We start from the raw sequence: 20,561 nt of genomic DNA, 5'->3' as shown, positions 1-20,561 counted from the left end.
GGCAACATCGAGAAGATCAGCATGGACGAACGCGACGGCCGTATCAGCGTGGTCCAACTGGTGGTCAGCGTGCACGACCGCGTGCACCTGGCGCGTGTGATCAAGAAGCTGCGTACCCTGACCGGTGTGGTTCGCATCACCCGCATGCGTACGTAGTCCGCCAACCGCAAGGAGTCATCATGAGCAAGACCGTCATCAACAGCGACAAGGCCCCTGCCGCCATCGGCACCTATTCGCAGGCGATCAAGGCCGGTAACACCGTGTACATGTCTGGCCAGATCCCGCTGGATCCCAAGACCATGGAACTGGTCGAAGGCTTCGAGGCCCAGACCGTCCAGGTGTTCGAGAACCTCAAGGCTGTGGCGGAAGAAGCAGGCGGTTCGTTCAAGAACATCGTCAAGCTGAACATCTTCCTGACCGACCTGGGCCACTTCGCCAAGGTCAACGAGATCATGGGCAAGTACTTCGAACAGCCCTACCCGGCCCGCGCCGCCATCGGCGTGGCTGCCCTGCCGCGTGGTTCGCAGGTCGAAATGGACGCCATCCTGGTCGTCGAGTAACCCATCCCGGCGCAGCCTTGGCGCTGCGCCACCCCCGTGCAAAGGAAGGATTCCATGATGCGCCGTGCGCTCGCCCTCTCACTGCTGGCCGCACTCGTCAGTGGCTGCGCCAGCCACACCGACCTCAACCCCGACGGCGTCTGGATCAACCAGGATGCCATCGACGCTGCCGTGAAGAGCGACAACCTGCGCGAAGCCCTGCTGTCACGCGGCCCCAATCTGGAATGGCAGGTCGACAGCAAGTCCGGTGAAGCGTCCTTTTCCAATGGCTTCGAGCTGGGCGAAGGCAAGATCATCGACAGCAAGAACGGCAAGCTGCGGATCGAGTTCTACGGCAACTTCTTCGAAGACCTGAGCGTGGCCGCCGGCCAGTTGACCCAGGCAGCCAGCGAGTCGGGCCCCGAGCAGCACTTCGTCAAGCCGAAGGCGGCTCCGGCACCGGACGCACCGCCAGGCAGCAGCTTCGAAAGCGCGCTGTACGGCGCCTACCTGGGCGGCAAGTGGACCATCACCAACGGGCCGGGCCAGGGCTCCACCGTACAGTTCAACCCCGACGGCAGCCTGCAGGGCCTGGGCGACAACGACCGCTATGCCTTGTGCCTGGCCGGCGACTGCGCCGCCATGAGCGGCGAGTACGACAGCATGTGGCTGGAGCGTGCCGAACAGGGCGCGCCATGGATCTTCATGCGCAAGGGTCGCCAGCTGGAAATCTTCCAGGCCATCAACACGGCGGCAGCCGACGAGATGCCGCAGCTGCGCCCTGGTGAGCGCCGCTGGCGGCTGGAAAAGCAATAACGGGCCGTCAGCCCAGCAAGGCCGCGTACCCGGCACGATAGTCCGGGTAGCGCGGCACCCACCCCAGCGCCCGGGCCCGTGCGTTGCTGCAGCGCTTGCTGCCGGCACGGCGCAGGGTTTCCTGTTCCGACCAGTGCGTCACCCCCAAGTACTCGCGCATCCAGGCCACCACCTCGGCCAGCGGCGCGGGCGCATCGTCGACCCCCAGGTAGCAATCTTCCAGCACCACGCCCCGGGCGTCGGCCTGCAGCAGATGCGCCAGCAGGCCGGCCGCATCATCGGCGTGGATACGGTTGGCATACACCGGCGGCTCGAGCGCCACGCGATAGCCTTGGCGTACCTTGCTCGACAGGTCGTTGCGCCCCGGCCCATAGATACCGGTCAGGCGTACTACGCTGGCCGGCCATTCGCAGCCAAGGGCGACGCCTTCCGCTTCCAGCAGCACCTGCCCGGAGAAGCGCTCGGCCTCGGCAGGCGACGTCTCGTCGACCCATTCGCCCTCGCTCTGCGCATAGACACTGCTGCTGGAGACGAAAATCACCCGGCGCGGCGCCTGGCCAGCCTCGCGCAACCAACTCAGTACGTGCCGCAGGCCCTGTACGTAGGCCTGGCGGTAGCCGGCCTCGTCACGCTCGGTAGGCGTCGCACAATAAACCAGGTAATCGATAGCGCCGGTCGGCCAGGCAACCGGCCTGTGTGGCTGGAACAAGTCGGCGGCGACCCCGCACACGCCCGCCGACAGCGCCGCGACCTGACGACGCAGGCCATGCACCGCCCAGCCCTGAGGTAGCAATTGCGCAGCCAGGCGCGAACCGATATCGCCACAACCGGCGATCAACAGCGTGGGTGCGGACATTGCCTTTTACCTCATGCAGAAAATGAAAAAACCCGACGTTCATCGGGGGGACTTTACCGCCCCAAGAGATAATTTGAAAAAAAGATACAGTATTACTTTTGTTAACAAGAACGATTTGCAATAATTGCGCTCTTTGCTCTAGCCATTGCGCAATGTCCTCCGTGACGGCGCACCATGTTCTATACATTTCAGGTCCGGCCCGCATGACACGCACTTCTCCAACCGCCTCGCCAACCACGCTTTTCAGCCTGACTCGCGCCTGGCGCGCGGCAGCTGCACTGGCGCTGAGTCTGACACTCGCGCCTGTCGCCCTTGCCGATCAGACCGCACCAGCCGCCAACGGTGCGACCCCCGCTGCCGCCACGGCACCAGCCCCCGCCACCCAGAATGCCGCGCCAAGCGCACCGGCCGCCGCGCCCGCTGGCGACCAGGCTGCGGATGACGACGCGCTGGCCGGCGAGAACAGCCTGGGCATGAGCGCCCACGATCTGTCGCCCTGGGGCATGTACCAGAACGCCGACATCGTGGTGAAGGCCGTGATGATCGGCCTGGCACTGGCCTCGATCATCACCTGGACCATCTGGATCGCCAAAGGCCTCGAGCTGCTGGGCGCCAAGCGTCGTCTGCGCACCGAGATCGCCAGCCTGAAGAAGGCGCGCACCCTCAACGAAGCCGCCGAGCAGCACCGCAAGGAAGGCACCCTGGCGCACCTGCTGGTCCACGATGCCCAGGAAGAAATGCGCCTGTCGGCCAACAGCCGTGAGCGCGAAGGCATCAAGGAGCGCGTCAGCTTCCGCCTCGAGCGCCTAGTGGCCAACTGCGGTCGCACCATGAGCACCGGGACAGGCGTGCTGGCCACCATCGGCTCCACCGCGCCCTTCGTCGGTCTGTTCGGCACCGTGTGGGGCATCATGAACAGCTTCATCGGCATCGCCAAGACCCAGACCACCAACCTCGCCGTGGTCGCCCCCGGTATCGCCGAAGCCCTGCTGGCCACTGCCATCGGTCTGGTCGCGGCCATTCCGGCGGTGGTCATCTACAACGTCTTCGCCCGTTCCATCGCCGGCTACAAGGCCCAGGTCTCCGACGCTTCGGCACAGGTCCTGCTGCTGGTCAGCCGTGACCTGGACCACCTGCCCGAGCAGGGTGAGCGCGGCCAGCACCATCCACAAATGGTCAAGGTGGGCTGACTCGTGGGCCTGCATCTCAATGAAGGCGGCGACGATCTCGCCGAGAACCATGAAATCAACGTGACGCCGTTCATCGACGTCATGCTGGTTCTGCTGATCATCTTCATGGTCGCCGCACCGCTGGCGACCGTGGACATCAAGGTCGACCTGCCAGCGTCTACGGCCAAACCACAACCCAGGCCGGAAAAGCCGATCTTCCTCAGCGTCAAGGAAGACAAGAACCTGTACCTGGGCAACGACCAGGTGTCCCGCGAGCAGATCGGCCAGGTCCTGGACCAGCGCACCCACGGCAAGAAGGACACCACGATCTTCTTCCAGGCTGACAAAGGCGTGGACTACGGCGACCTGATGGAAGTCATGAACACCCTGCGCGCCGCCGGTTACCTGAAAGTCGGCCTGGTGGGCCTAGAGACGGCAGGGAAAAAATGACCACGATGCGCCAAACACTGACGCGCTACAGCGGCAGCCTGTTGTTGGTGCTGGCCGTGCATGCCGTCGCAGTGCTTCTGGCCCTGCGCTGGCCGGCCTCCCAGGCGATCGAACTGCCGCCGCAGGCGATGATGATCGAACTGCCACCGATGCCCGAGCCGACACCCCCGCCCCCAGCGGTGGTGCAGCCACCCACCCCGCCCGCGCCGGTGGAAGAGCCGCCAATGCCAGAAGTGGCCGAAGCACCGAAGCCGGAAATCGTCGTGCCCAAGAAGGTGGAAAAGCCCAAGCCCAAGCCCGAGCCGAAAAAGCCCGAGGTGAAGAAGCCTGAGCCGCCAAAGGAGAAGCCGGTCGAAGAGAAGCCGGTGGACACGCCGCCACAGGCCAAGGTCGAGAAGCCCGCTGCGCCTGCAGCACCGCCAAGCCCACCGGCGCCACCCAGCAATGCCGTGCCGAACTGGCAAGGGGAGCTGTTGAGTCATTTGGCCAAGTACAAGAAGTACCCCGACGATGCCCGCCGCCGCGGCATGCAGGGTACGGCTCGTGTGCGTTTCATGATCGACGCCCAGGGCAACGTACTGTCGTCCTCCATCGTCGGCGGCTCGGGAAGCTCGTCCCTGGACCGTGCCACGCTGGAGATGCTACGCCGTGCACAGCCACTGCCCAAGCCGCCAGCGGAAGTCTTGAGCAACGGCACCATCGAGATCACCGCACCTTTCGTTTACTCCCTGGATAAACGCTAAAATCCGCCGGTGCGCATCGCCCGGGCTGCCTGATCGCAGCCTGGTCGAACGCCGCCGGCCGGCCTCGGGACCAGAATCACTTTTTTGATACGTCTGGGCACCTCTGATAACGTGCGTCTATTGATTGCACCCGCTATGCTGGGCGCAACCACATGGACGCCTGTTATGACCCTTACAGAATTGCGCTATATCGTCACGCTTGCCCAAGAGCAGCACTTTGGCCACGCGGCCGAACGGTGCCACGTCAGCCAGCCTACGCTGTCGGTTGGCGTGAAGAAGCTCGAAGACGAGCTGGGCGTACTCATCTTCGAGCGCAGCAAGAGTGCCGTGCGCCTTACCCCGGTGGGTGAGGGCATCGTCGCCCAGGCGCAGAAGGTCCTCGAGCAGGCCCAGGGCATCCGTGAACTGGCCCAGGCCGGCAAGAACCAGCTCACCGCTCCGCTGAAGGTCGGTGCCATCTATACCGTCGGCCCTTACCTGTTCCCGCACCTGATTCCGCAACTGCATCGCGTGGCACCGCAGATGCCGCTGTACATCGAGGAAAACTTCACGCACATCCTGCGTGACAAGCTGCGCAACGGCGAACTGGACGCGATCATCATCGCCCTGCCATTCAACGAAGCCGACGTGCTGACCCTACCCCTGTATGACGAGCCGTTCTACGTGCTGATGCCGTCCGGCCACCCCTGGACCCGCCAGGAAAGCATCGAGGCCGGGGCGCTGAACGACAAGAGCCTGCTGCTGCTCGGCGAGGGCCACTGCTTCCGTGATCAGGTCTTGGAAGCCTGCCCTACACTGAACAAGGGCGGCGAGGGCGCCAAGCACACCACGGTGGAATCCAGCTCGCTGGAAACCATCCGCCACATGGTCGCTTCGGGGCTGGGCGTGTCGATCCTGCCGTTGTCGGCGGTGCACAGCCACCACTACGCGCCCGGCGTCATCGAAGTCCGCCCACTGACCGCACCGGCACCGTTCCGTACCGTGGCCATCGCCTGGCGTGCCAGCTTCCCACGGCCCAAGGCCATCGAGATCCTGGCTGACTCGGTACGGCTGTGCTCGGTGGTGCGACCCAAGGCAGAAGCCAACTAGGCAGGCAAGAGATGAGCGAGCTTTCCCAGGTCCCGGTCACCGCACTCAAGGGTGTCGGCGAAGCCATGGCCGAGAAGCTGGCCAGGGTAGGGCTGGAAACCCTGCAGGACGTGTTGTTCCACCTGCCGCTGCGTTATCAGGACCGTACCCGGGTGGTGCCCATCGGCGCGCTGCGGCCCGGCCAGGATGCGGTGATCGAAGGCGTGGTCAGCGGTGCCGACGTGGTAATGGGCAAGCGCCGCAGCCTGCTGGTACGCCTGAATGACGGCAGCGGCTCAGTGAGCCTGCGCTTCTACCACTTCAGCAATGCGCAGAAGGAGGGCCTCAAGCGCGGCACCCACCTGCGCTGCTTCGGCGAAGCGCGGCCCGGCGCCTCGGGCCTGGAGATCTACCACCCCGAGTACCGCGCCCTGACCGGCGACGAAGCGCCGCCGGTCGAGCAGACCCTCACGCCGATCTACCCGACCACCGAAGGCCTGACCCAGCAACGCCTGCGCCAGCTCAGCCAGCAGAGCCTGGCGATGCTCGGCCCGCGCAGCCTGCCCGACTGGCTCCCCGAAGAGCTGGCCCGCGACTACGAGCTGGCACCGCTGGACGACGCCATTCGCTACCTGCATCACCCACCCGCCGACGCCGATCTGGAAGAACTCGCCCTGGGCCATCACTGGGCCCAGCACCGCCTGGCCTTCGAAGAACTGCTGACCCACCAGTTGTCGCAACAGCGCCTGCGCGAGAGCCTGCGCGCCCAGCGTGCCCCGGCTCTGCCACCGGCCAGCCGCCTGCCACGCGAATTCCTCGCCAACCTCGGTTTCGCACCTACCGGTGCCCAGCAGCGAGTCGGCAAGGAGGTGGCCTACGACCTCAGCCAACCTGAGCCCATGCTGCGCCTGGTGCAGGGCGACGTGGGTGCCGGCAAGACCGTGGTCGCGGCGCTGGCGGCGCTGCAGGCGATCGAGGCCGGCTACCAGGTCGCGTTGATGGCACCCACTGAGATTCTCGCCGAGCAGCATTACTTGAACTTCCAGCGTTGGCTGGAGCCACTGGGCGTCGAAGTGGCCTGGCTGGCCGGCAAACTCAAGGGCAAGGCACGGGCGACGGCCCTGGAGCAGATCGGCCGCGGTGCTCCCATGGTGGTCGGCACCCACGCGCTGTTCCAGGACGAAGTGCAGTTCAGCAACCTGGCCCTGGTGATCATCGACGAACAGCACCGTTTCGGCGTGCAACAACGCCTGGCCCTGCGCAGCAAGGGGGTAGGGGGCATGCTCTGCCCGCACCAGTTGATCATGACCGCCACGCCCATCCCACGCACGCTGGCGATGAGCGCCTATGCCGATCTCGACACCTCGATCCTCGACGAACTGCCGCCCGGCCGTACTCCGGTGAACACCGTGCTGGTCGCCGACAGCCGGCGCGTGGAGGTCATCGAACGGGTGCGCGCCGCTTGCGCCGAGGGGCGCCAGGCCTATTGGGTCTGCACGCTGATCGAAGAATCCGAAGAACTCACCTGCAAGGCCGCCGAGACCTCCTTCGAAGAGCTGAGCATGGCGCTGGGCGAACTGCGCGTCGGCTTGATACACGGGCGCATGAAACCGGCGGAAAAGGCCGCGATCATGGCCGAATTCAAGCAGGGCAGCCTGCAGCTGCTGGTGGCGACCACGGTGATCGAGGTCGGTGTGGACGTGCCCAATGCCAGCCTGATGATCATCGAGAACCCCGAGCGCCTCGGCCTGGCCCAGCTCCACCAGCTGCGCGGCCGGGTCGGGCGGGGCAGTGCGGTGAGCCATTGCGTGCTGCTCTACCACCCGCCGCTATCACAGATCGGTCGCCAGCGACTGGGCATCATGCGCGAAACCAACGACGGTTTCGTCATCGCCGAAAAGGATCTGGAAATTCGTGGTCCGGGCGAAATGCTCGGCACCCGACAAACGGGCCTGTTGCAGTTCAAGGTGGCCGACCTGATGCGCGACGCCGACCTGCTGCCGGCCGTACGCGACGCCGCCCAGGCCCTGCTGGAGCGCTGGCCGCAGCATGTCAGCCCGTTGCTGGATCGCTGGCTGCGCCATGGCCAGCAATACGGCCAGGTTTGATGTGACGGACACGACGCTTTTGCACGCTCGGGAGGCCCATTCTGCACAAGCTGGTTATACTGCGAAAAATGTAGGAATTGGACACAGACCATGACAGAAGTAGCCCACGTCGATGATTCTCTCCACACCCCGTCCGTCATCCGGCAGTTGTTGGAAAAATTGTCCATCAGCTACCAGGAAGTCGTGGATGACGTCACCCTGCCTGTCGAGCACAAGGTCCAGGCGGTCCTGGTCGAGGACGCCGTCGGCGCCCTGCTGATCCTCTTCCCGCAGAACCAGTTGCTGGACCTCAACCGCATCGCCGAGCTGACTGGCCGCGAACTCAAGGCGGTTTCCCACGAGCGCTTGTCGCGCATGCTGGTCAAGCACAACCTGCAAAGCCTGCCCGGCCTGCCGGCCCTGACCAGCTCGCCGTGCCTGTACGACGACCGCCTGTTGCAGCAGCCCAAGCTGCTGGTGGGCTCCGGCGAACAGGGCCTGCTGCTGGAGATCGCCAGCGACGACTTCAAGGGCATGCTCAGCAAGGCCAGTGCCGCGCATTTCGGCCAACTGGTCAGCACGGTGCAGCCGAACTTCGACCGCCCGCACGACGACCGAGAGGAAATCACTCAGGCCGTGCACGCCTTCACCGCACGGCGCATCCAGCAACGCCTGGAAGCGACCCTGGAGATCCCGCCGCTGGCCGGCACCGCGCAGAAGATCATCAAGCTGCGTGTCGACCCGGACGCCACCATCGACGACATCACGGGCGTGGTGGAAACCGACCCAGCCCTGGCCGCCCAGGTGGTCAGCTGGGCCGCCTCACCTTATTACGCCTCTACCGGCAAGATCCGCTCGGTGGAAGACGCCATCGTGCGTGTGCTGGGCTTCGACCTGGTGATCAACCTGGCCCTCGGTCTGGCGCTGGGCAAGACCCTCAGCCTGCCCAAGGATCATCCACAGCAGACCACCCCGTACTGGCAGCAGTCGATCTACACCGCCGCCGTTATCGAAGGCCTGACCCGTGCCATCCCCCGCGCCAAACGCCCGGAAGGCGGCCTGACCTACCTGGCCGGCCTGCTGCACAACTTCGGCTACCTGCTGCTGGCGCATGTGTTCCCGCCACATTTCTCGCTGATCTGCCGGCAACTGGAAGTCAACCCGCACCTGCATCACAGCTATGTCGAGCAGCACCTGCTGGGCATCAGCCGCGAGCAGATCGGCGCCTGGCTGATGCGCGCCTGGGACATGCCGGACGAACTGTCCGCCGCGCTGCGCTTCCAGCATGACCCGCAGTACGCCGGTGAGCATTGCGAATATGCCAACCTGGTGTTCCTGGCCGTGCAGTTGCTGCGTCAGCACGGCGTCGGTTCCGGCCCGGTAGAGGCGATTCCCAACGAGCTGTTCGAGCGCCTGGGCATCACCCGCGAGAAAGCCGAGGAATCGGTGCGCAAGGTGCTGGATGCCGAAGTGATGCTTCGCGAGCTGGCCGCGCAGTTCAATCACTGATAACACCGCTCTGTATGCACAACGCCCCCGGCAAGCGCTTGCCGGGGGCGTTGTGCGTTCAGGTCAGCGGCTGGCCGGCTTGAGGCCGGGACGCGCCGCGCTGCCTGGCCGCGCGACCACGGTGAGAATCGCCAGCGCAGCGATCACCAGGCCGGGCGAAGTGGCCAGCAACACGCCGCTGGTGCCGGCGCCAGCAGCGAGAATCTGCCCGGCAGCCAGCGGACCGGCAACCGACCCCAGGCGACCGATGGCCACCGCCGCGCCCACACCGGTCGCGCGCACGGCGGTGGGGTAGGAAGGCGGCGCCATGGCATACAGCACCAACTGCGCGGCCATGACGAACACCCCGACACAGAAACCGGCGGTGGCCATGGGCGCGATGCCGACCGACAGGCCGACACCTACCAGCGACGCCAGCAGCCCCAGGTAGACGCCGATTACCACCTTCACGCCGTTGAAGCGGTCCAGCAGCAGACCACCGAACAGCGAGCCCAGCGCGCCGCCGATGTTGAACAGCATCTGCACCAGGCTGGCTTCCGGCTTGGTAAAGCCCTGGCCCATGAGCAGTGACGGCAGCCAATTGAGCAGCATGTACATCACGGTCAGGGTGAAGAAGTAGCTGATCCACAGCGCCAGGGTAAGGCGCGCACGCCCTTCACCGAACAGGGCCTGGGGCGTGGAGACCCGCGCACTGGCATCGGCTTGCTGGCGGAACACCGTGGACTCGGGCAGCAGCACCAGCATCAGCGGCACCACCAGCAGCGGCGCCAGGCCACCGATGATGAAAGTCATCTGCCAGTGATCACCGCCCAGCATGGCCACCACCGCCGCCAGTGCACCACCCAGCGGTACACCGGCATACATGATGCTGATCGCCGTGCCACGGCGCTGTTCACCGACCGCCTCGGCACACAGGGCGATCAGGTTGGGCAGCGCAGCGCCCAGGCCCAGGCCGGTGAGGAAGCGCACCAGCAGCAGGGTCGCATAACCCTCGACGTAGGCGGTGGCCAGGGAGAACACGCCAAACAGCAGCACAGCGGCGATGAGAATCTTCTTGCGGCCAATGCGGTCGGCGATCCAGCCGCCGAAGAAGGCACCTGGCAGCAGACCGATGATTCCGGCGCTGAATACCCAGCCGAGCATCTTGGGGTCGAGGGTGAAGGTGTGCCGCAGCCCGGCAGCGGCGGTGCCGGCGGCCTGCAGGTCGAAGCCTTCGATGAGTGCAACGATGAAGCAAAGCACGATGGTCGCCGTTGGCCGGCGCAGTGAACTGTCCATGGATACCTCGTTCTTGTTTTTGTTGTAGAGCGGGCTGGCGCCTGCAACCACGGCTGGAGGCGACCTAGAAATAAGATTAACAAAGATAACTAAAAAGCCCAGCCCGAATGCGCTTGGCAGGAATTCAGACTATTTCCTTTAAAACAGAGGCTTACCCAAAAAATCCTGAAAAGAGAAAAATAGATAACAAAATTAATGTTCGATTATCGGATATTGTCCATTGACGGCACCACTCGGCATTTCCATTCTTGCCCTGCGGGCCGCTTACAGCCCGCATCCCGTGCGCTTTCGAACAACAACAATAAGTGGACTACGGACATGCCAGACACCTTCTCGCCCCTCGGCAGGGCTCGCCCGAGCCTGCATCGCCACGCTCGCCGTACCGCGCCATTGCTGCTGCTGGGTTTGTGCAGCAGCGGCCTGCAGGCCGAAGGCCTGCTGGAAGACAGCCACGGTACGCTTAACCTGCGTAACTATTACCTCGACCGCGACTACAAGGATGATGGGGCCAAGCGCGCTGCCCGGGAATGGGCGCAGGCCTTCATTCTCAACCTCGAATCCGGCTACACCCCTGGCAAGCTGGGCTTCGGCCTGGATGCACGCGCATTGGTCGGGGTCAAGCTGGATTCTTCGCCGGACCGCAGCGGCACCGAACTGCTGCCGGTGTCGGCCAGTGACCGTCGCGCCCCGGACGATTATTCGCGCCTGGCGCTGACCGGCAAGATGCGCTTCAACCAGACCACGGTGAAGACCGGCGACGTGTCGATTTTCCTGCCGTTCGCCTTCGCCAGCCCGTCGCGCCTGTTGCCGCAGACCTTCCGCGGCACCACGCTGACCTCCAAGGACATCGACGGCCTGACCTTCAATGCGGGCTACATCGACCGCATCAACAAGCGCAACTCGACCTCCTACGAGTCGATGACCATTGCCTCACCGAACGGACGCTTCAACGGCGCGGCGACCACCTCGCACATGAGCTACCTGGGCGGTGACTACCAGTTCACCAAGGACCTGGGCATTCGCGTGTACCACACCGAGGTCGATGACCTTTACCGGCAGAGCACCCTGGCGCTGCTGCATAACCTGCCGCTGGGCGACGGCGTACTGACCAGCGACCTGCGCAGCTTCTTCAGCGAGGAGGCCGGCAGCGCCAAGGCCGGCAAGGTCGACAACGTCAACGCCTCGGCGCTGTTCGCCTACCGGCTGGGCGGGCACAAGGTCAGCCTCGGCTACATGCATTCGAGCGGCGACACCGCCACGCCCTATGTGTCTGGCACCGAACTGATGGGCATGAGCGAACTGACCATGGCCTCGGACTTTCTCAACGCCAAGGAACACACCTGGCAGGCCATCTACGATTACGACTTCGCCGCTGTGGGCGTGCCGGGCCTGAAGAGCCGCCTGCGTTATGTGCGCGGCGACAACATCGAACTCGCCTCGCTGAACGCCGACGACCGCAAGGAACGGGAATTCCAGATGGAGCTGGGCTACGTGATCCAGAGCGGGCCGCTCAAGCAGCTGGGTTTCGTGGTGCGCAAGGCGATCTATCGCAACGACTTTCCCACCGGCGCGGCCTTCCGCGACGAAAACCAGACCCGCTTCCTGGCCACCTACAGCCTGCCGCTGTGGTGAGTCGGCTCGGCCGCTTCCAGCCTGAGCGGCTTGCGCCGCGAAAAAACCGGATAAACAGCAGATCTACGCTGAATATCTGGCTTCTTCGCGGCTAAAGCCAATGCTGTTCGATTAAGCGCTTTGCGGCTTGGTGGGAGCGAGCTTGCTCGCGAAAAGCGGGCAAAGTTGCTGAATTTGCTGTGAACGTGACGCCGCCTTCGCGAGCAAGCTCGCTCCCACGGTCTAACTGACCAGTATTGCGGCTAAAGCCGCTGGCCGGCACTTCAGTCCTGATAGATCTTGCGCAGCAGCCTGAGCAGCTGCTCGCGCTCGGCATCGTCGAGCGCGGCGGTGGCGTCCAGGTCGCTCTGCGCGGCGATCTGCTTCACTTCCTTGAGCAGCGTTTCGCCGGTCTTGCTGAGGAAAATGCCGTACGAACGCTTGTCTGGCTTGCAGCGCACCCGCACGGCCAGGGCGCGTTCTTCCAGCTTGTTAAGCAACGGCACCACCTGCGGCGGCTCGATGGCCAGTGCACGGGCCAGGTCGGCCTGCATCAGGCCAGGGTTCTGGTCGATGATCGCCAGCGCGGAGAACTGTGCCGGGCGCAGGTCATGCAAGGCCAGCCGTGCGATGAGGTTCTGGAACAGCTTGAGCTGGGCACGGCGCAGGGCATAGCCGATCAGATCGTCGAGCGCGGCATCCAGCGGCACGACGGCGGCGGAAGCGGGAAGGGCGCTCGAAGAAGCGGCACTGGAAGACTTGGCCATGCGACAGGATCCTGGAAAGGCAGTTAACAAGGCTATGCAGTTTGCCGGGATCGGTCCGTGAAGGCCAGCACCCGATACCCTGGCGATCTACCCAAGCGCGCACTATCCGAAACGCGCAAACCTGTTAACGAATTTAATAGTTAATTGACATAACTATTTTGCCCGGCTAATTTCAATCCATCGACACCCGAACACGCCCCGTAACAGAACAAGAGAGCATCCACATGAGCAATTACGAAGGCCGCTGGAGCACCGTCAAGGTCAAAATCGAGGAGGGCATCGCCTGGGTCATCCTCAACCGCCCGGAAAAACGCAACGCCATGAGCCCGACCCTGAACCGGGAAATGATCGACGTGCTGGAAACTCTGGAGCAGGACCCGGCGGCCGGCGTACTGGTGCTGACCGGTGCCGGTGAATCCTGGACCGCCGGCATGGACCTCAAGGAATACTTCCGCGAAACCGACGCCGGCCCGGAGATCCTTCAGGAGAAGATCCGCCGCGAAGCCTCGCAATGGCAGTGGAAACTGCTGCGCATGTACGCCAAGCCGACCATCGCCATGGTCAACGGCTGGTGCTTCGGTGGCGGCTTCAGCCCGCTGGTGGCCTGCGACCTGGCGATCTGCGCCGACGAAGCGACCTTCGGTCTGTCGGAGATCAACTGGGGCATCCCGCCGGGCAACCTGGTCAGCAAGGCCATGGCCGACACCGTGGGCCATCGCCAGTCGCTGTACTACATCATGACCGGCAAGACCTTCGACGGTAAGAAAGCTGCCGAGATGGGCCTGGTTAACGAAAGCGTGCCGCTGGCGCAACTGCGCGAGACCACCATCGAGCTGGCGCGCAACCTGCTGGAAAAGAACCCGGTCGTGCTGCGCGCCGCCAAGCATGGCTTCAAGCGCTGCCGCGAACTGACCTGGGAGCAGAACGAAGACTACCTGTACGCCAAGCTCGACCAGTCGCGCCTGCTGGACACCGAAGGCGGTCGCGAGCAGGGTATGAAGCAGTTCCTCGACGACAAGAGCATCAAGCCAGGCCTGGAAGCCTACAAGCGCTGACCGCGCCGGCGGGCGAGGGGCCGTGTGCCGCTCGTCCGGGTCGACCGTATCGACCGGTGTTCCCGATAAAGACAATAAAGAGGAATCATCATGCTGGACGTGCCATTGCTGATCGGCGGGCAGTCGTGCCCTGCCCGCGACGGTAAGACTTTCGAGCGCCGCAACCCGGTGAGCGGCGAAGTGGTCTCGCGGGTCGCCGCTGCCACCCTGGAAGACGCCGACGCCGCCGTGGCCGCCGCCCAGGCTGCGTTTCCGGCCTGGGCCGCGCTGGCGCCCAACGAGCGCCGCACGCGCCTGCTGAAAGCCGCCGACCAACTGCAGGCCAACAGCGAGCGCTTCATCGCCGCCGCCGGAGAGACCGGCGCCATGGCCAACTGGTACGGCTTCAACGTCATGCTGGCGGCGAAGATCCTGCGTGAAGCCGCGTCGATGACCACGCAGATCAACGGCGAGGTGATTCCTTCCGACGTGCCGGGCAGCTTTGCCATGGCCCTGCGCCAGCCGTGCGGCGTGGTGCTGGGCATCGCCCCGTGGAACGCCCCGGTGATCCTCGCCACCCGCGCCATCGCCATGCCCCTGGCCTGCGGCAACACAGTGGTGCTCAAGGCCTCCGAGCTGAGCCCGGCGGTGCATCGGCTGATCGGCCAGATCCTCCATGAAGCCGGGCTCGGCGATGGCGTGGTCAACGTCATCAGCAATGCCCCGCAAGACGCACCCGCCATCGTCGAACGGCTGATCGCCAACCCGGCAGTACGCCGCGTCAACTTCACCGGCTCCACCCATGTCGGGCGCATCGTCGGTGAGCTGTCGGCGCGCCACCTCAAGCCGGCGCTGCTGGAGCTGGGCGGCAAGGCGCCGTTTCTGGTGCTGGACGACGCCGACCTCGATGCCGCCGTCGAGGCCGCCGCCTTCGGCGCCTACTTCAACCAGGGGCAGATCTGCATGTCCACCGAACGGCTGATCGTCGACGACAAGGTCGCCGATGCCTTCGTCGCCAAGCTCAAGGCCAAGATCGCCACCCTGCCAGCCGGTGACCCGAGCGACCCGGCCGCCAAGCTCGGCTCGCTGGTCGATGCCCGCGCCGGCGAGCGCATCATGGGCCTGATCGACGATGCCGTGACCCAGGGCGCGACCCTGGTCTGCGGCGGCACCTGCAGCGGCAGCATCCTCCAGCCGACCCTGCTCGACCAGGTCACCGACTCGATGCGCCTGTATCGCGAAGAGTCCTTCGGCCCGGTGGCGGTGGTGCTGCGCGCCAGCGGTGACGAAGCCTTGCTGCGCCTGGCCAACGACTCGGAATTCGGCCTGTCGGCGGCGATCTTCAGCCGCGACACCAGCCGCGCCCTGGCGCTGGCCCAACGTGTCGAATCGGGCATCTGCCACATCAACGGCCCGACCGTGCACGACGAGGCGCAGATGCCCTTCGGCGGGGTGAAGTCCAGCGGCTACGGCAGCTTCGGCGCCAAGGCCTCGGTGGAGTTCTTCACCCAGTTGCGCTGGGTGACCCTGCAGAACGGCCCAAGGCACTACCCGATCTGAGCGCCCGGGCGGCTGCGACAGGCCGCCCGCTCCCGACAAGAACAAAGGCGACAGCCAGAAGTCGGCGCGCGCCAGCCATCGCCCGTGAGCGATGCGGCGCGGCCTGCTTCAATGGAGGAACCGCACGTGAACCGCCAACCTGCAAGCGCCCCGGCGCCCTACCGCCCCGTGTCCATCGCGCACCCCGCCGTCGAGGTCAGCGAACGCCAGGGTATCCTGCACATTCGTAACCTGGAACCGCTGGCCGAACGCCCGGCGCGGCTGCTCGACCGCCTGCGGCACTGGGCCGCCGAGTGCCCGCAGCGCACCTTCATCGCCGCGCGCAATGAACAGGGTGGCTGGCGCGAAGTCAGCTACGCGCAAATGCTCACCGACGTGCGTGCCATCGCCCAGAGCCTGCTGGCTCACGGCCTGAGCGCCGAACGCCCGCTGGCGCTGCTCTCGGGCAACGACATCGAGCACCTGCAGATGGCCCTCGGGGCGATGTACGCCGGGATTCCCTACTGCCCGGTGTCACCGGCCTATTCGCTGCTGTCCCAGGACCACGCCAAGCTGCGCCATGTCTGTGACGTGCTGCAGCCGGGCCTGGCGTTCGTCAGCGACGTCACGCCGTTCCAGAAAGCCATCGACGCCGTGCTGCCGGCCGACATTGCGGTGATCAGCGTGCGCGGCATGGCCAGCGGCCGGCCCGCCATCGACTTCGCCAGCCTGCTGGCCCAACCCGGTGGCGCCGAGGCCGAAGCCGCGTTCGCCGCCACTGGCCCGGACAGCATCGCCAAGTTCCTGTTCACCTCCGGCTCCACCAAGCTGCCCAAGGCGGTGGTCACCACCCAGCGCATGCTCTGCGCCAACCAGCAGATGCTGCTGCAGACCTTCCCGGTGTTCGGCGAAGAGCCGCCGGTGCTGGTCGACTGGCTGCCCTGGAACCACACCTTCGGCGGCAGCCATAACCTGGGCATCGTGCTGTACAACGGCGGTACCTTCTACCTGGACAACGGCAAGCCCACCGCCCAGGGCTTCGCCGAGACCCTGCGCAACCTCAAGGAAATCTCGCCCACCGCCTACCTCACCGTGCCCAAGGGTTGGGAAGAGCTGGTCAGCGCCCTGGAGCAGGACAGCGAGCTGCGCGAGCGCTTCTTCGCCCGCATCAAGCTGTTCTTCTTCGCCGCCGCCGGTCTGTCGCAGAGCATCTGGGACCGCCTCGACCGCATCGCCGAGCAGCACTGCGGCGAGCGTATCCGCATGATGGCCGGGCTGGGCATGACCGAAGCCTCGCCGTCGTGCACCTTCACCACCGGCCCGCTGTCCCAGGCCGGCTACGTCGGGCTGCCGGCACCGGGCTGCGAAGTGCGCCTGGTGCCGGTGGACGGCAAGCTGGAAGGGCGCTTTCGCGGCCCGCACATCATGCCCGGCTACTGGCGCTCGCCGCAGCAGACCGCCGAAGCCTTCGACGAGCAGGGCTACTACTGCTCCGGTGACGCGCTGAAGCTCGCCGACCCGGCGCAGCCGGAGCTGGGGCTGATGTTCGATGGGCGTATCGCCGAAGACTTCAAGCTGTCTTCGGGGGTGTTTGTCAGCGTCGGTCCACTGCGCAACCGTGCGGTGCTGGAAGGCTCACCCTACGTGCAGGATATCGTGGTCTGTGCCCCCGACCGCGAATGCCTCGGCGCGCTGGTGTTCCCACGCCTGTATGAGTGCCGGCAACTGGCCGGGCTAGACCGTGAGGCCAGCGACGAGCAGGTGCTGGCCAGCCCGGCGGTACGCCAGTGGTTCGCCGCCTGGCTGCAACGCCTGAACAAGGGCGCCAGCGGCAACGCCAGCCGCCTGGAATGGATCGCCCTGCTGGCGGAGCCGCCGTCCATCGACCGCGGCGAGATCACCGACAAGGGCTCGATCAACCAGCGCGCCGTGCTGCAATGGCGCGCCAGCCTGGTCGATGCCTTGTACCGCGGCGACCACGGTGCGCTGCTGCGCGCCGCTGCTCAGGCCGCCGGGGCACCGGCATGAACAGCGCCGGCCAGTATTCGCGGTTCGACGACGTCGCGCTGTACGACGCGGTGCGCACGCCCTGGGTCGACCTGGGCGGCGCACTGGCCCAGGTGTCGCCCATCGACCTCGGCATCAAGGCCGGACGCGGCGTGCTGGCGCGCGCCGGGCTGCCTGCTGCGCAGGTCGACTCGGTTCTGGCCGGCTCCATGGCCCAGGCCAGCTTCGATGCCTACATGCTGCCCCGGCACATCGGCCTGTACAGCGGCGTACCCCTGCAGGTGCCGGCGCTGGCCGTGCAACGCATCTGCGCCACCGGTTTCGAACTGCTGCGCCAGGCGGCGCTGCAGGTGGGCGAGGGCGCGCAACTGGCGCTGTGCGTGGCCGCCGAGTCGATGTCGCGCAACCCGATCGCCGCCTACACCCATCGCGACGGTTTCAAGCTGGGCGCTGGGGTGGACTTCAAGGACTTCCTCTGGGAAGCGCTGTACGACCCGGCGCCAGGTATCGACATGATCGCCACCGCCGAGCGCCTGGCCGTGCTGTATGGCCTGAGCCGCCAGGAAGTGGACGCCTATGCCTTGCGCAGCCACCAATCGAGCCTGGCGGCGCAGGCCAGCGGCTGGCTGGCCGGGGAAATCCTGCCGGTGGGCAGCGAACGTTTCGAGCTGGACGGCTACCAGGCACGCGGCATCCGCCTGCCACGTGGTGTCGAAGTGGTCACCCAGGACAGCCACCCCCGCAGCACTGACGCCGCCGCCCTGGCGCGTCTGCGTGCCGTACACCAAGGCGGGGTGCAGACCGCCGGCAACAGCTGCGCAGTCGTCGATGGTGCCGCCGCCGCACTGGTCGGCCCAGGTTCGACGGCAGGCCAGCCGGTGCTCGCCCACCTGCTGGGCAGCGCGGTGGTCGGCGTGGCCCCGGAACACATGGGCATCGGCCCCGCCCCGGCCATTCGCCTGCTGTTGCAGCGCAGCGGCCTGCGCCTGGAGCAGATCGACCGCCTGGAAATCAACGAAGCCCAGGCCGCCCAAGTGCTGGCCGTGGCCCGCGAGCTGGAACTGGACCTCGACCGGCTCAACGTTCGCGGCGGCTCCATCGGCCTCGGTCATCCATTGGCTGCCAGCGGCCTGCGCCTGGTCATGACCCTGGCCCGGCAACTGTGCGAAGACCACCTGCGCTACGGCATCGCCGCCGCCTGCGTGGGCGGCGGGCAAGGCATGGCGGTACTCATCGAAAACCCCGCCTGGCGGCCCTGAGCGTCCGCCGCCCACCCTGTACGGCAAAGGAGATTGCCATGTGGCACTACCAGGCCCCGCTGCGCGACATGCAGTTCGTCATCGAACACTGGCTGCAGGCCCCACAGGCCTGGAGCGGCAACGCAGCCTTCGAGTTTCTCGATGCTGCGCTGGCCATGCAGGTCGTGGAACAGGCCGGGCAGTTCAGCCATGAAGTCCTGGCGCCGTTGAATGCCCGTGGCGACCGCCAAGGCTGTCGCTTCGAAGCCGGCTGCGTGCAGACCCCTGACGGCTTTGCCGCCGCCTGGCAAGCCTACGTGGAGGGTGGCTGGCCGGCACTGGCCTGTGATCCGCAACTGGGCGGCCAGGGCCTGCCGCAACTGCTCGAAGCCGCCGTGCAGGAAATGCTCTACGCCAGCAACCATGCCTGGGCCATGTACAGCGGCATCGCCCACGGCGCCTACCTGTGCCTGAAAGCCCATGCGCCGCAATGGATCCAGCAGCGCTACCTGCCCGGCATCGTCAGCGGGCAATGCCTGCCGACCATGTGCCTCACCGAGCCGCAGGCCGGCAGCGACGTCGGCCTGCTGCGCTGCCGGGCCGAACCGACCGCCGAGGGCCGCTACCGGATCAGCGGCAGCAAGCTGTTCATCTCCGGCGGCGAACACGACCTGTGCGAAGACATCCTGCACCTGGTACTGGCGCGCCTGCCCGACGCACCGCCCGGCAGCCGGGGCATCTCGCTGTTCCTGGTGCCGCGGCGCCTGGACGACGGCGCGCACAACGGCGTGCGCTGCGACGGTATCGAACACAAGATGGGTATCAAGGGCAGCGCCACCTGCTCGCTGGTGTTCGAAGCCGCCAGCGGCTGGCTGATCGGTGCACCGAACCAGGGGCTGGCGGCGATGTTCGTGATGATGAACTCGGCGCGCCTGCATGTCGGTCTGCAAGGCCTGGGGCATGTCGAGGCGGCCTGGCAGAACGCCGCGCAGTACGCCCGCGAACGCCGGCAGATGCGCGCCGTGCAGCGTCCCGCCGGGGAACCGGCCAGTGCCGCCGACCCGCTGCATTACCACCCGGCGATGCGCCGCACGCTGCTGGAACTGCGCGCCACCAGCGAGGGCCTGCGGGCCCTCGGCTACTGGGCCGCGCACCTGCTGGATGAGGCCGAGCACGCCAGCGAACCGGCAGAACGGGCCATCGCCCATCAGTTGACCGGGCTGCTGACGCCGATCATCAAGGCGTACTTCACCGAGCAGGGCTTCCAGCAGGCCAGCCGCGCCTTGCAGGTCTTCGGCGGCTACGGCTATGTGAGCGAATTTGCCATCGAACAGACCCTGCGCGACAGCCGCATCGCGATGATCTACGAAGGCACCAACGAGATTCAGGCCAACGACCTGCTGCTGCGCAAGGTGCTGGGCGACCGGGGCGCCGCCCTTCAGCAACTGCTCGCACTGCTGCGCGAAGAAGCCACGGCGGCCAGCACGGTAGCCGTGTGCACGGCCCTGGGCCAGGCGCTGCAACAGCGCTGCCAGGACCTGGAAAGCGCCTGGCAGCAGATCACCGAGCAGGCCACCCTTGACGCCGAATACCCGTATCGCGCGGCGGGCGACTTCCTGCCGCTGTGCGCGCTGGTGCTGCTGGCCTTCGCCTGGTGTCGGGCGGCACGCGTGGCCCAGGCGCTGCCGGAACACGACGAGCGGCGCGCTGCCAAGCTGGAAACCGCCGGGTTCTTCTTCACCTGGCTACTGCCCCAGGCCGACCGCCACCTCGCCGGTCTGCACAGCGCCCGCCAGCCACTGCCGTTCCTGAGCTGAGCAGGCTGGGCTACCATAGCCGCCTCTCGATTG

The 20,561-nt window shown here is 65.9% G+C and carries 18 protein-coding genes; 15 read left to right on the top strand and 3 right to left on the bottom strand.

The features are described 5' to 3' along the window. The 3 genes from QZ497_RS06725 to QZ497_RS06715 form a co-directional block, all read left to right on the top strand. Positions 1-156 (top strand): ACT domain-containing protein (locus tag QZ497_RS06725; RefSeq protein WP_295472451.1); only part of this gene is annotated, 156 nt, incomplete at its 5' end. A 23-nt stretch (positions 157-179) separates the two neighbouring features. Continuing rightward, positions 180-560, top strand: coding sequence for a RidA family protein (locus QZ497_RS06720; protein ID WP_295472441.1), 381 nt, complete (start codon positions 180-182; stop codon positions 558-560). A 57-nt stretch (positions 561-617) separates the two neighbouring features. Continuing rightward, a complete protein-coding gene (locus tag QZ497_RS06715; RefSeq protein ID WP_295472449.1) occupies positions 618-1,355 on the top strand; it encodes a hypothetical protein in 738 nt (245 codons plus the stop codon). Between the two features lie 7 nt (positions 1,356-1,362). Here QZ497_RS06715 and QZ497_RS06710 read toward each other — a convergent pair whose 3' ends face one another. After that, a complete protein-coding gene (locus QZ497_RS06710) occupies positions 1,363-2,211 on the bottom strand; it encodes an NAD-dependent epimerase/dehydratase family protein (protein WP_295472439.1) in 849 nt (282 codons plus the stop codon). 203 nt (positions 2,212-2,414) lie between these two features. Between QZ497_RS06710 and exbB the strand changes: the two genes are divergently transcribed. The 6 genes from exbB to QZ497_RS06680 all read left to right on the top strand — a co-directional run bounded on the left by exbB (position 2,415) and on the right by QZ497_RS06680 (position 9,237). Next, complete coding sequence (exbB, locus tag QZ497_RS06705) at positions 2,415-3,401, top strand: tonB-system energizer ExbB (RefSeq protein WP_295472437.1); 987 nt, start codon at positions 2,415-2,417, stop codon at positions 3,399-3,401. A gap of 3 nt (positions 3,402-3,404) precedes the next feature. Continuing rightward, positions 3,405-3,830: a TonB system transport protein ExbD gene (exbD, locus tag QZ497_RS06700; RefSeq protein WP_295472435.1), complete on the top strand. Its 426-nt coding sequence runs from the start codon at positions 3,405-3,407 to the stop codon at positions 3,828-3,830. Continuing rightward, on the top strand, positions 3,827-4,573 hold the full coding sequence (locus QZ497_RS06695) for an energy transducer TonB (RefSeq protein WP_295472433.1): 747 nt from the start codon (positions 3,827-3,829) through the stop codon (positions 4,571-4,573). Before exbD ends, QZ497_RS06695 begins: the two co-directional genes overlap by 4 nt. A 165-nt stretch (positions 4,574-4,738) precedes the next feature. Continuing rightward, a complete protein-coding gene (locus QZ497_RS06690) occupies positions 4,739-5,662 on the top strand; it encodes a hydrogen peroxide-inducible genes activator (RefSeq protein WP_295472431.1) in 924 nt (307 codons plus the stop codon). Between the two features lie 11 nt (positions 5,663-5,673). After that, complete coding sequence (gene recG / locus QZ497_RS06685; protein WP_295472429.1) at positions 5,674-7,749, top strand: ATP-dependent DNA helicase RecG; 2,076 nt, start codon at positions 5,674-5,676, stop codon at positions 7,747-7,749. Between the two features lie 90 nt (positions 7,750-7,839). Further along, positions 7,840-9,237, top strand: coding sequence for an aminoacyl-tRNA deacylase and HDOD domain-containing protein (locus QZ497_RS06680; protein ID WP_295472427.1), 1,398 nt, complete (start codon positions 7,840-7,842; stop codon positions 9,235-9,237). A 63-nt stretch (positions 9,238-9,300) separates the two neighbouring features. Here QZ497_RS06680 and mhpT read toward each other — a convergent pair whose 3' ends face one another. Then, positions 9,301-10,515, bottom strand: a complete 1,215-nt coding sequence (gene mhpT, locus QZ497_RS06675; RefSeq protein ID WP_365355248.1) for a 3-(3-hydroxy-phenyl)propionate transporter MhpT — start codon at positions 10,513-10,515, stop codon at positions 9,301-9,303. 318 nt (positions 10,516-10,833) lie between these two features. Here mhpT and QZ497_RS06670 point away from each other — a divergent pair, with 318 nt between their 5' ends. Beyond that, on the top strand, positions 10,834-12,147 hold the full coding sequence (locus QZ497_RS06670) for an OprD family porin (protein ID WP_295472423.1): 1,314 nt from the start codon (positions 10,834-10,836) through the stop codon (positions 12,145-12,147). 263 nt (positions 12,148-12,410) lie between these two features. On the opposite strand, the gene QZ497_RS06665 is transcribed toward QZ497_RS06670, so the two are convergent. Then, positions 12,411-12,893: a MarR family transcriptional regulator gene (locus QZ497_RS06665; RefSeq protein WP_295472422.1), complete on the bottom strand. Its 483-nt coding sequence runs from the start codon at positions 12,891-12,893 to the stop codon at positions 12,411-12,413. Between the two features lie 224 nt (positions 12,894-13,117). Here QZ497_RS06665 and QZ497_RS06660 point away from each other — a divergent pair, with 224 nt between their 5' ends. From QZ497_RS06660 to QZ497_RS06640, 5 genes are all read left to right on the top strand, one after another. Continuing rightward, positions 13,118-13,948, top strand: a complete 831-nt coding sequence (locus QZ497_RS06660; RefSeq protein WP_295472420.1) for a p-hydroxycinnamoyl CoA hydratase/lyase — start codon at positions 13,118-13,120, stop codon at positions 13,946-13,948. Between the two features lie 90 nt (positions 13,949-14,038). After that, positions 14,039-15,487 (top strand): aldehyde dehydrogenase, encoded by a 1,449-nt coding sequence (locus QZ497_RS06655; RefSeq protein WP_295472418.1) that lies wholly within the window; start codon positions 14,039-14,041, stop codon positions 15,485-15,487. A gap of 126 nt (positions 15,488-15,613) precedes the next feature. After that, positions 15,614-17,494, top strand: coding sequence for a feruloyl-CoA synthase (locus tag QZ497_RS06650; RefSeq protein WP_295472417.1), 1,881 nt, complete (start codon positions 15,614-15,616; stop codon positions 17,492-17,494). Next, entirely contained in the window at positions 17,491-18,732 is a 1,242-nt protein-coding gene (locus tag QZ497_RS06645) for a thiolase family protein (protein WP_295472415.1), read from the top strand. The genes QZ497_RS06650 and QZ497_RS06645 overlap by 4 nt, the downstream gene beginning before the upstream one ends. A 38-nt stretch (positions 18,733-18,770) precedes the next feature. Beyond that, positions 18,771-20,528, top strand: coding sequence for an acyl-CoA dehydrogenase family protein (locus QZ497_RS06640; RefSeq protein ID WP_295472413.1), 1,758 nt, complete (start codon positions 18,771-18,773; stop codon positions 20,526-20,528). Positions 20,529-20,561: the final 33 nt, after the last annotated feature.

Origin of the sequence: uncultured Pseudomonas sp. (assembly GCF_913777995.1) — a bacterium.
Classification (GTDB): domain Bacteria; phylum Pseudomonadota; class Gammaproteobacteria; order Pseudomonadales; family Pseudomonadaceae; genus Aquipseudomonas.
This window is presented reverse-complemented; position numbering and strand designations above follow the sequence as displayed.

What these genes read in the sequence shown, in the direction of transcription:
- QZ497_RS06720 (WP_295472441.1), top strand. Translation starts at nt 180, where the DNA reads ATGAGCAAGACCGTCATCAACAGCGACAAGGCCCCTGCCGCCATCGGC.
- QZ497_RS06715 (WP_295472449.1), top strand. Translation starts at nt 618, where the DNA reads ATGCGCCGTGCGCTCGCCCTCTCACTGCTGGCCGCACTCGTCAGTGGC.
- QZ497_RS06710 (WP_295472439.1), bottom strand. Translation starts at nt 2,211, where the DNA reads ATGTCCGCACCCACGCTGTTGATCGCCGGTTGTGGCGATATCGGTTCG.
- exbB (WP_295472437.1), top strand. Translation starts at nt 2,415, where the DNA reads ATGACACGCACTTCTCCAACCGCCTCGCCAACCACGCTTTTCAGCCTG.
- QZ497_RS06695 (WP_295472433.1), top strand. Translation starts at nt 3,827, where the DNA reads ATGACCACGATGCGCCAAACACTGACGCGCTACAGCGGCAGCCTGTTG.
- QZ497_RS06690 (WP_295472431.1), top strand. Translation starts at nt 4,739, where the DNA reads ATGACCCTTACAGAATTGCGCTATATCGTCACGCTTGCCCAAGAGCAG.
- recG (WP_295472429.1), top strand. Translation starts at nt 5,674, where the DNA reads ATGAGCGAGCTTTCCCAGGTCCCGGTCACCGCACTCAAGGGTGTCGGC.
- QZ497_RS06680 (WP_295472427.1), top strand. Translation starts at nt 7,840, where the DNA reads ATGACAGAAGTAGCCCACGTCGATGATTCTCTCCACACCCCGTCCGTC.
- mhpT (WP_365355248.1), bottom strand. Translation starts at nt 10,515, where the DNA reads ATGGACAGTTCACTGCGCCGGCCAACGGCGACCATCGTGCTTTGCTTC.
- QZ497_RS06670 (WP_295472423.1), top strand. Translation starts at nt 10,834, where the DNA reads ATGCCAGACACCTTCTCGCCCCTCGGCAGGGCTCGCCCGAGCCTGCAT.
- QZ497_RS06665 (WP_295472422.1), bottom strand. Translation starts at nt 12,893, where the DNA reads ATGGCCAAGTCTTCCAGTGCCGCTTCTTCGAGCGCCCTTCCCGCTTCC.
- QZ497_RS06660 (WP_295472420.1), top strand. Translation starts at nt 13,118, where the DNA reads ATGAGCAATTACGAAGGCCGCTGGAGCACCGTCAAGGTCAAAATCGAG.
- QZ497_RS06655 (WP_295472418.1), top strand. Translation starts at nt 14,039, where the DNA reads ATGCTGGACGTGCCATTGCTGATCGGCGGGCAGTCGTGCCCTGCCCGC.
- QZ497_RS06645 (WP_295472415.1), top strand. Translation starts at nt 17,491, where the DNA reads ATGAACAGCGCCGGCCAGTATTCGCGGTTCGACGACGTCGCGCTGTAC.
- QZ497_RS06640 (WP_295472413.1), top strand. Translation starts at nt 18,771, where the DNA reads ATGTGGCACTACCAGGCCCCGCTGCGCGACATGCAGTTCGTCATCGAA.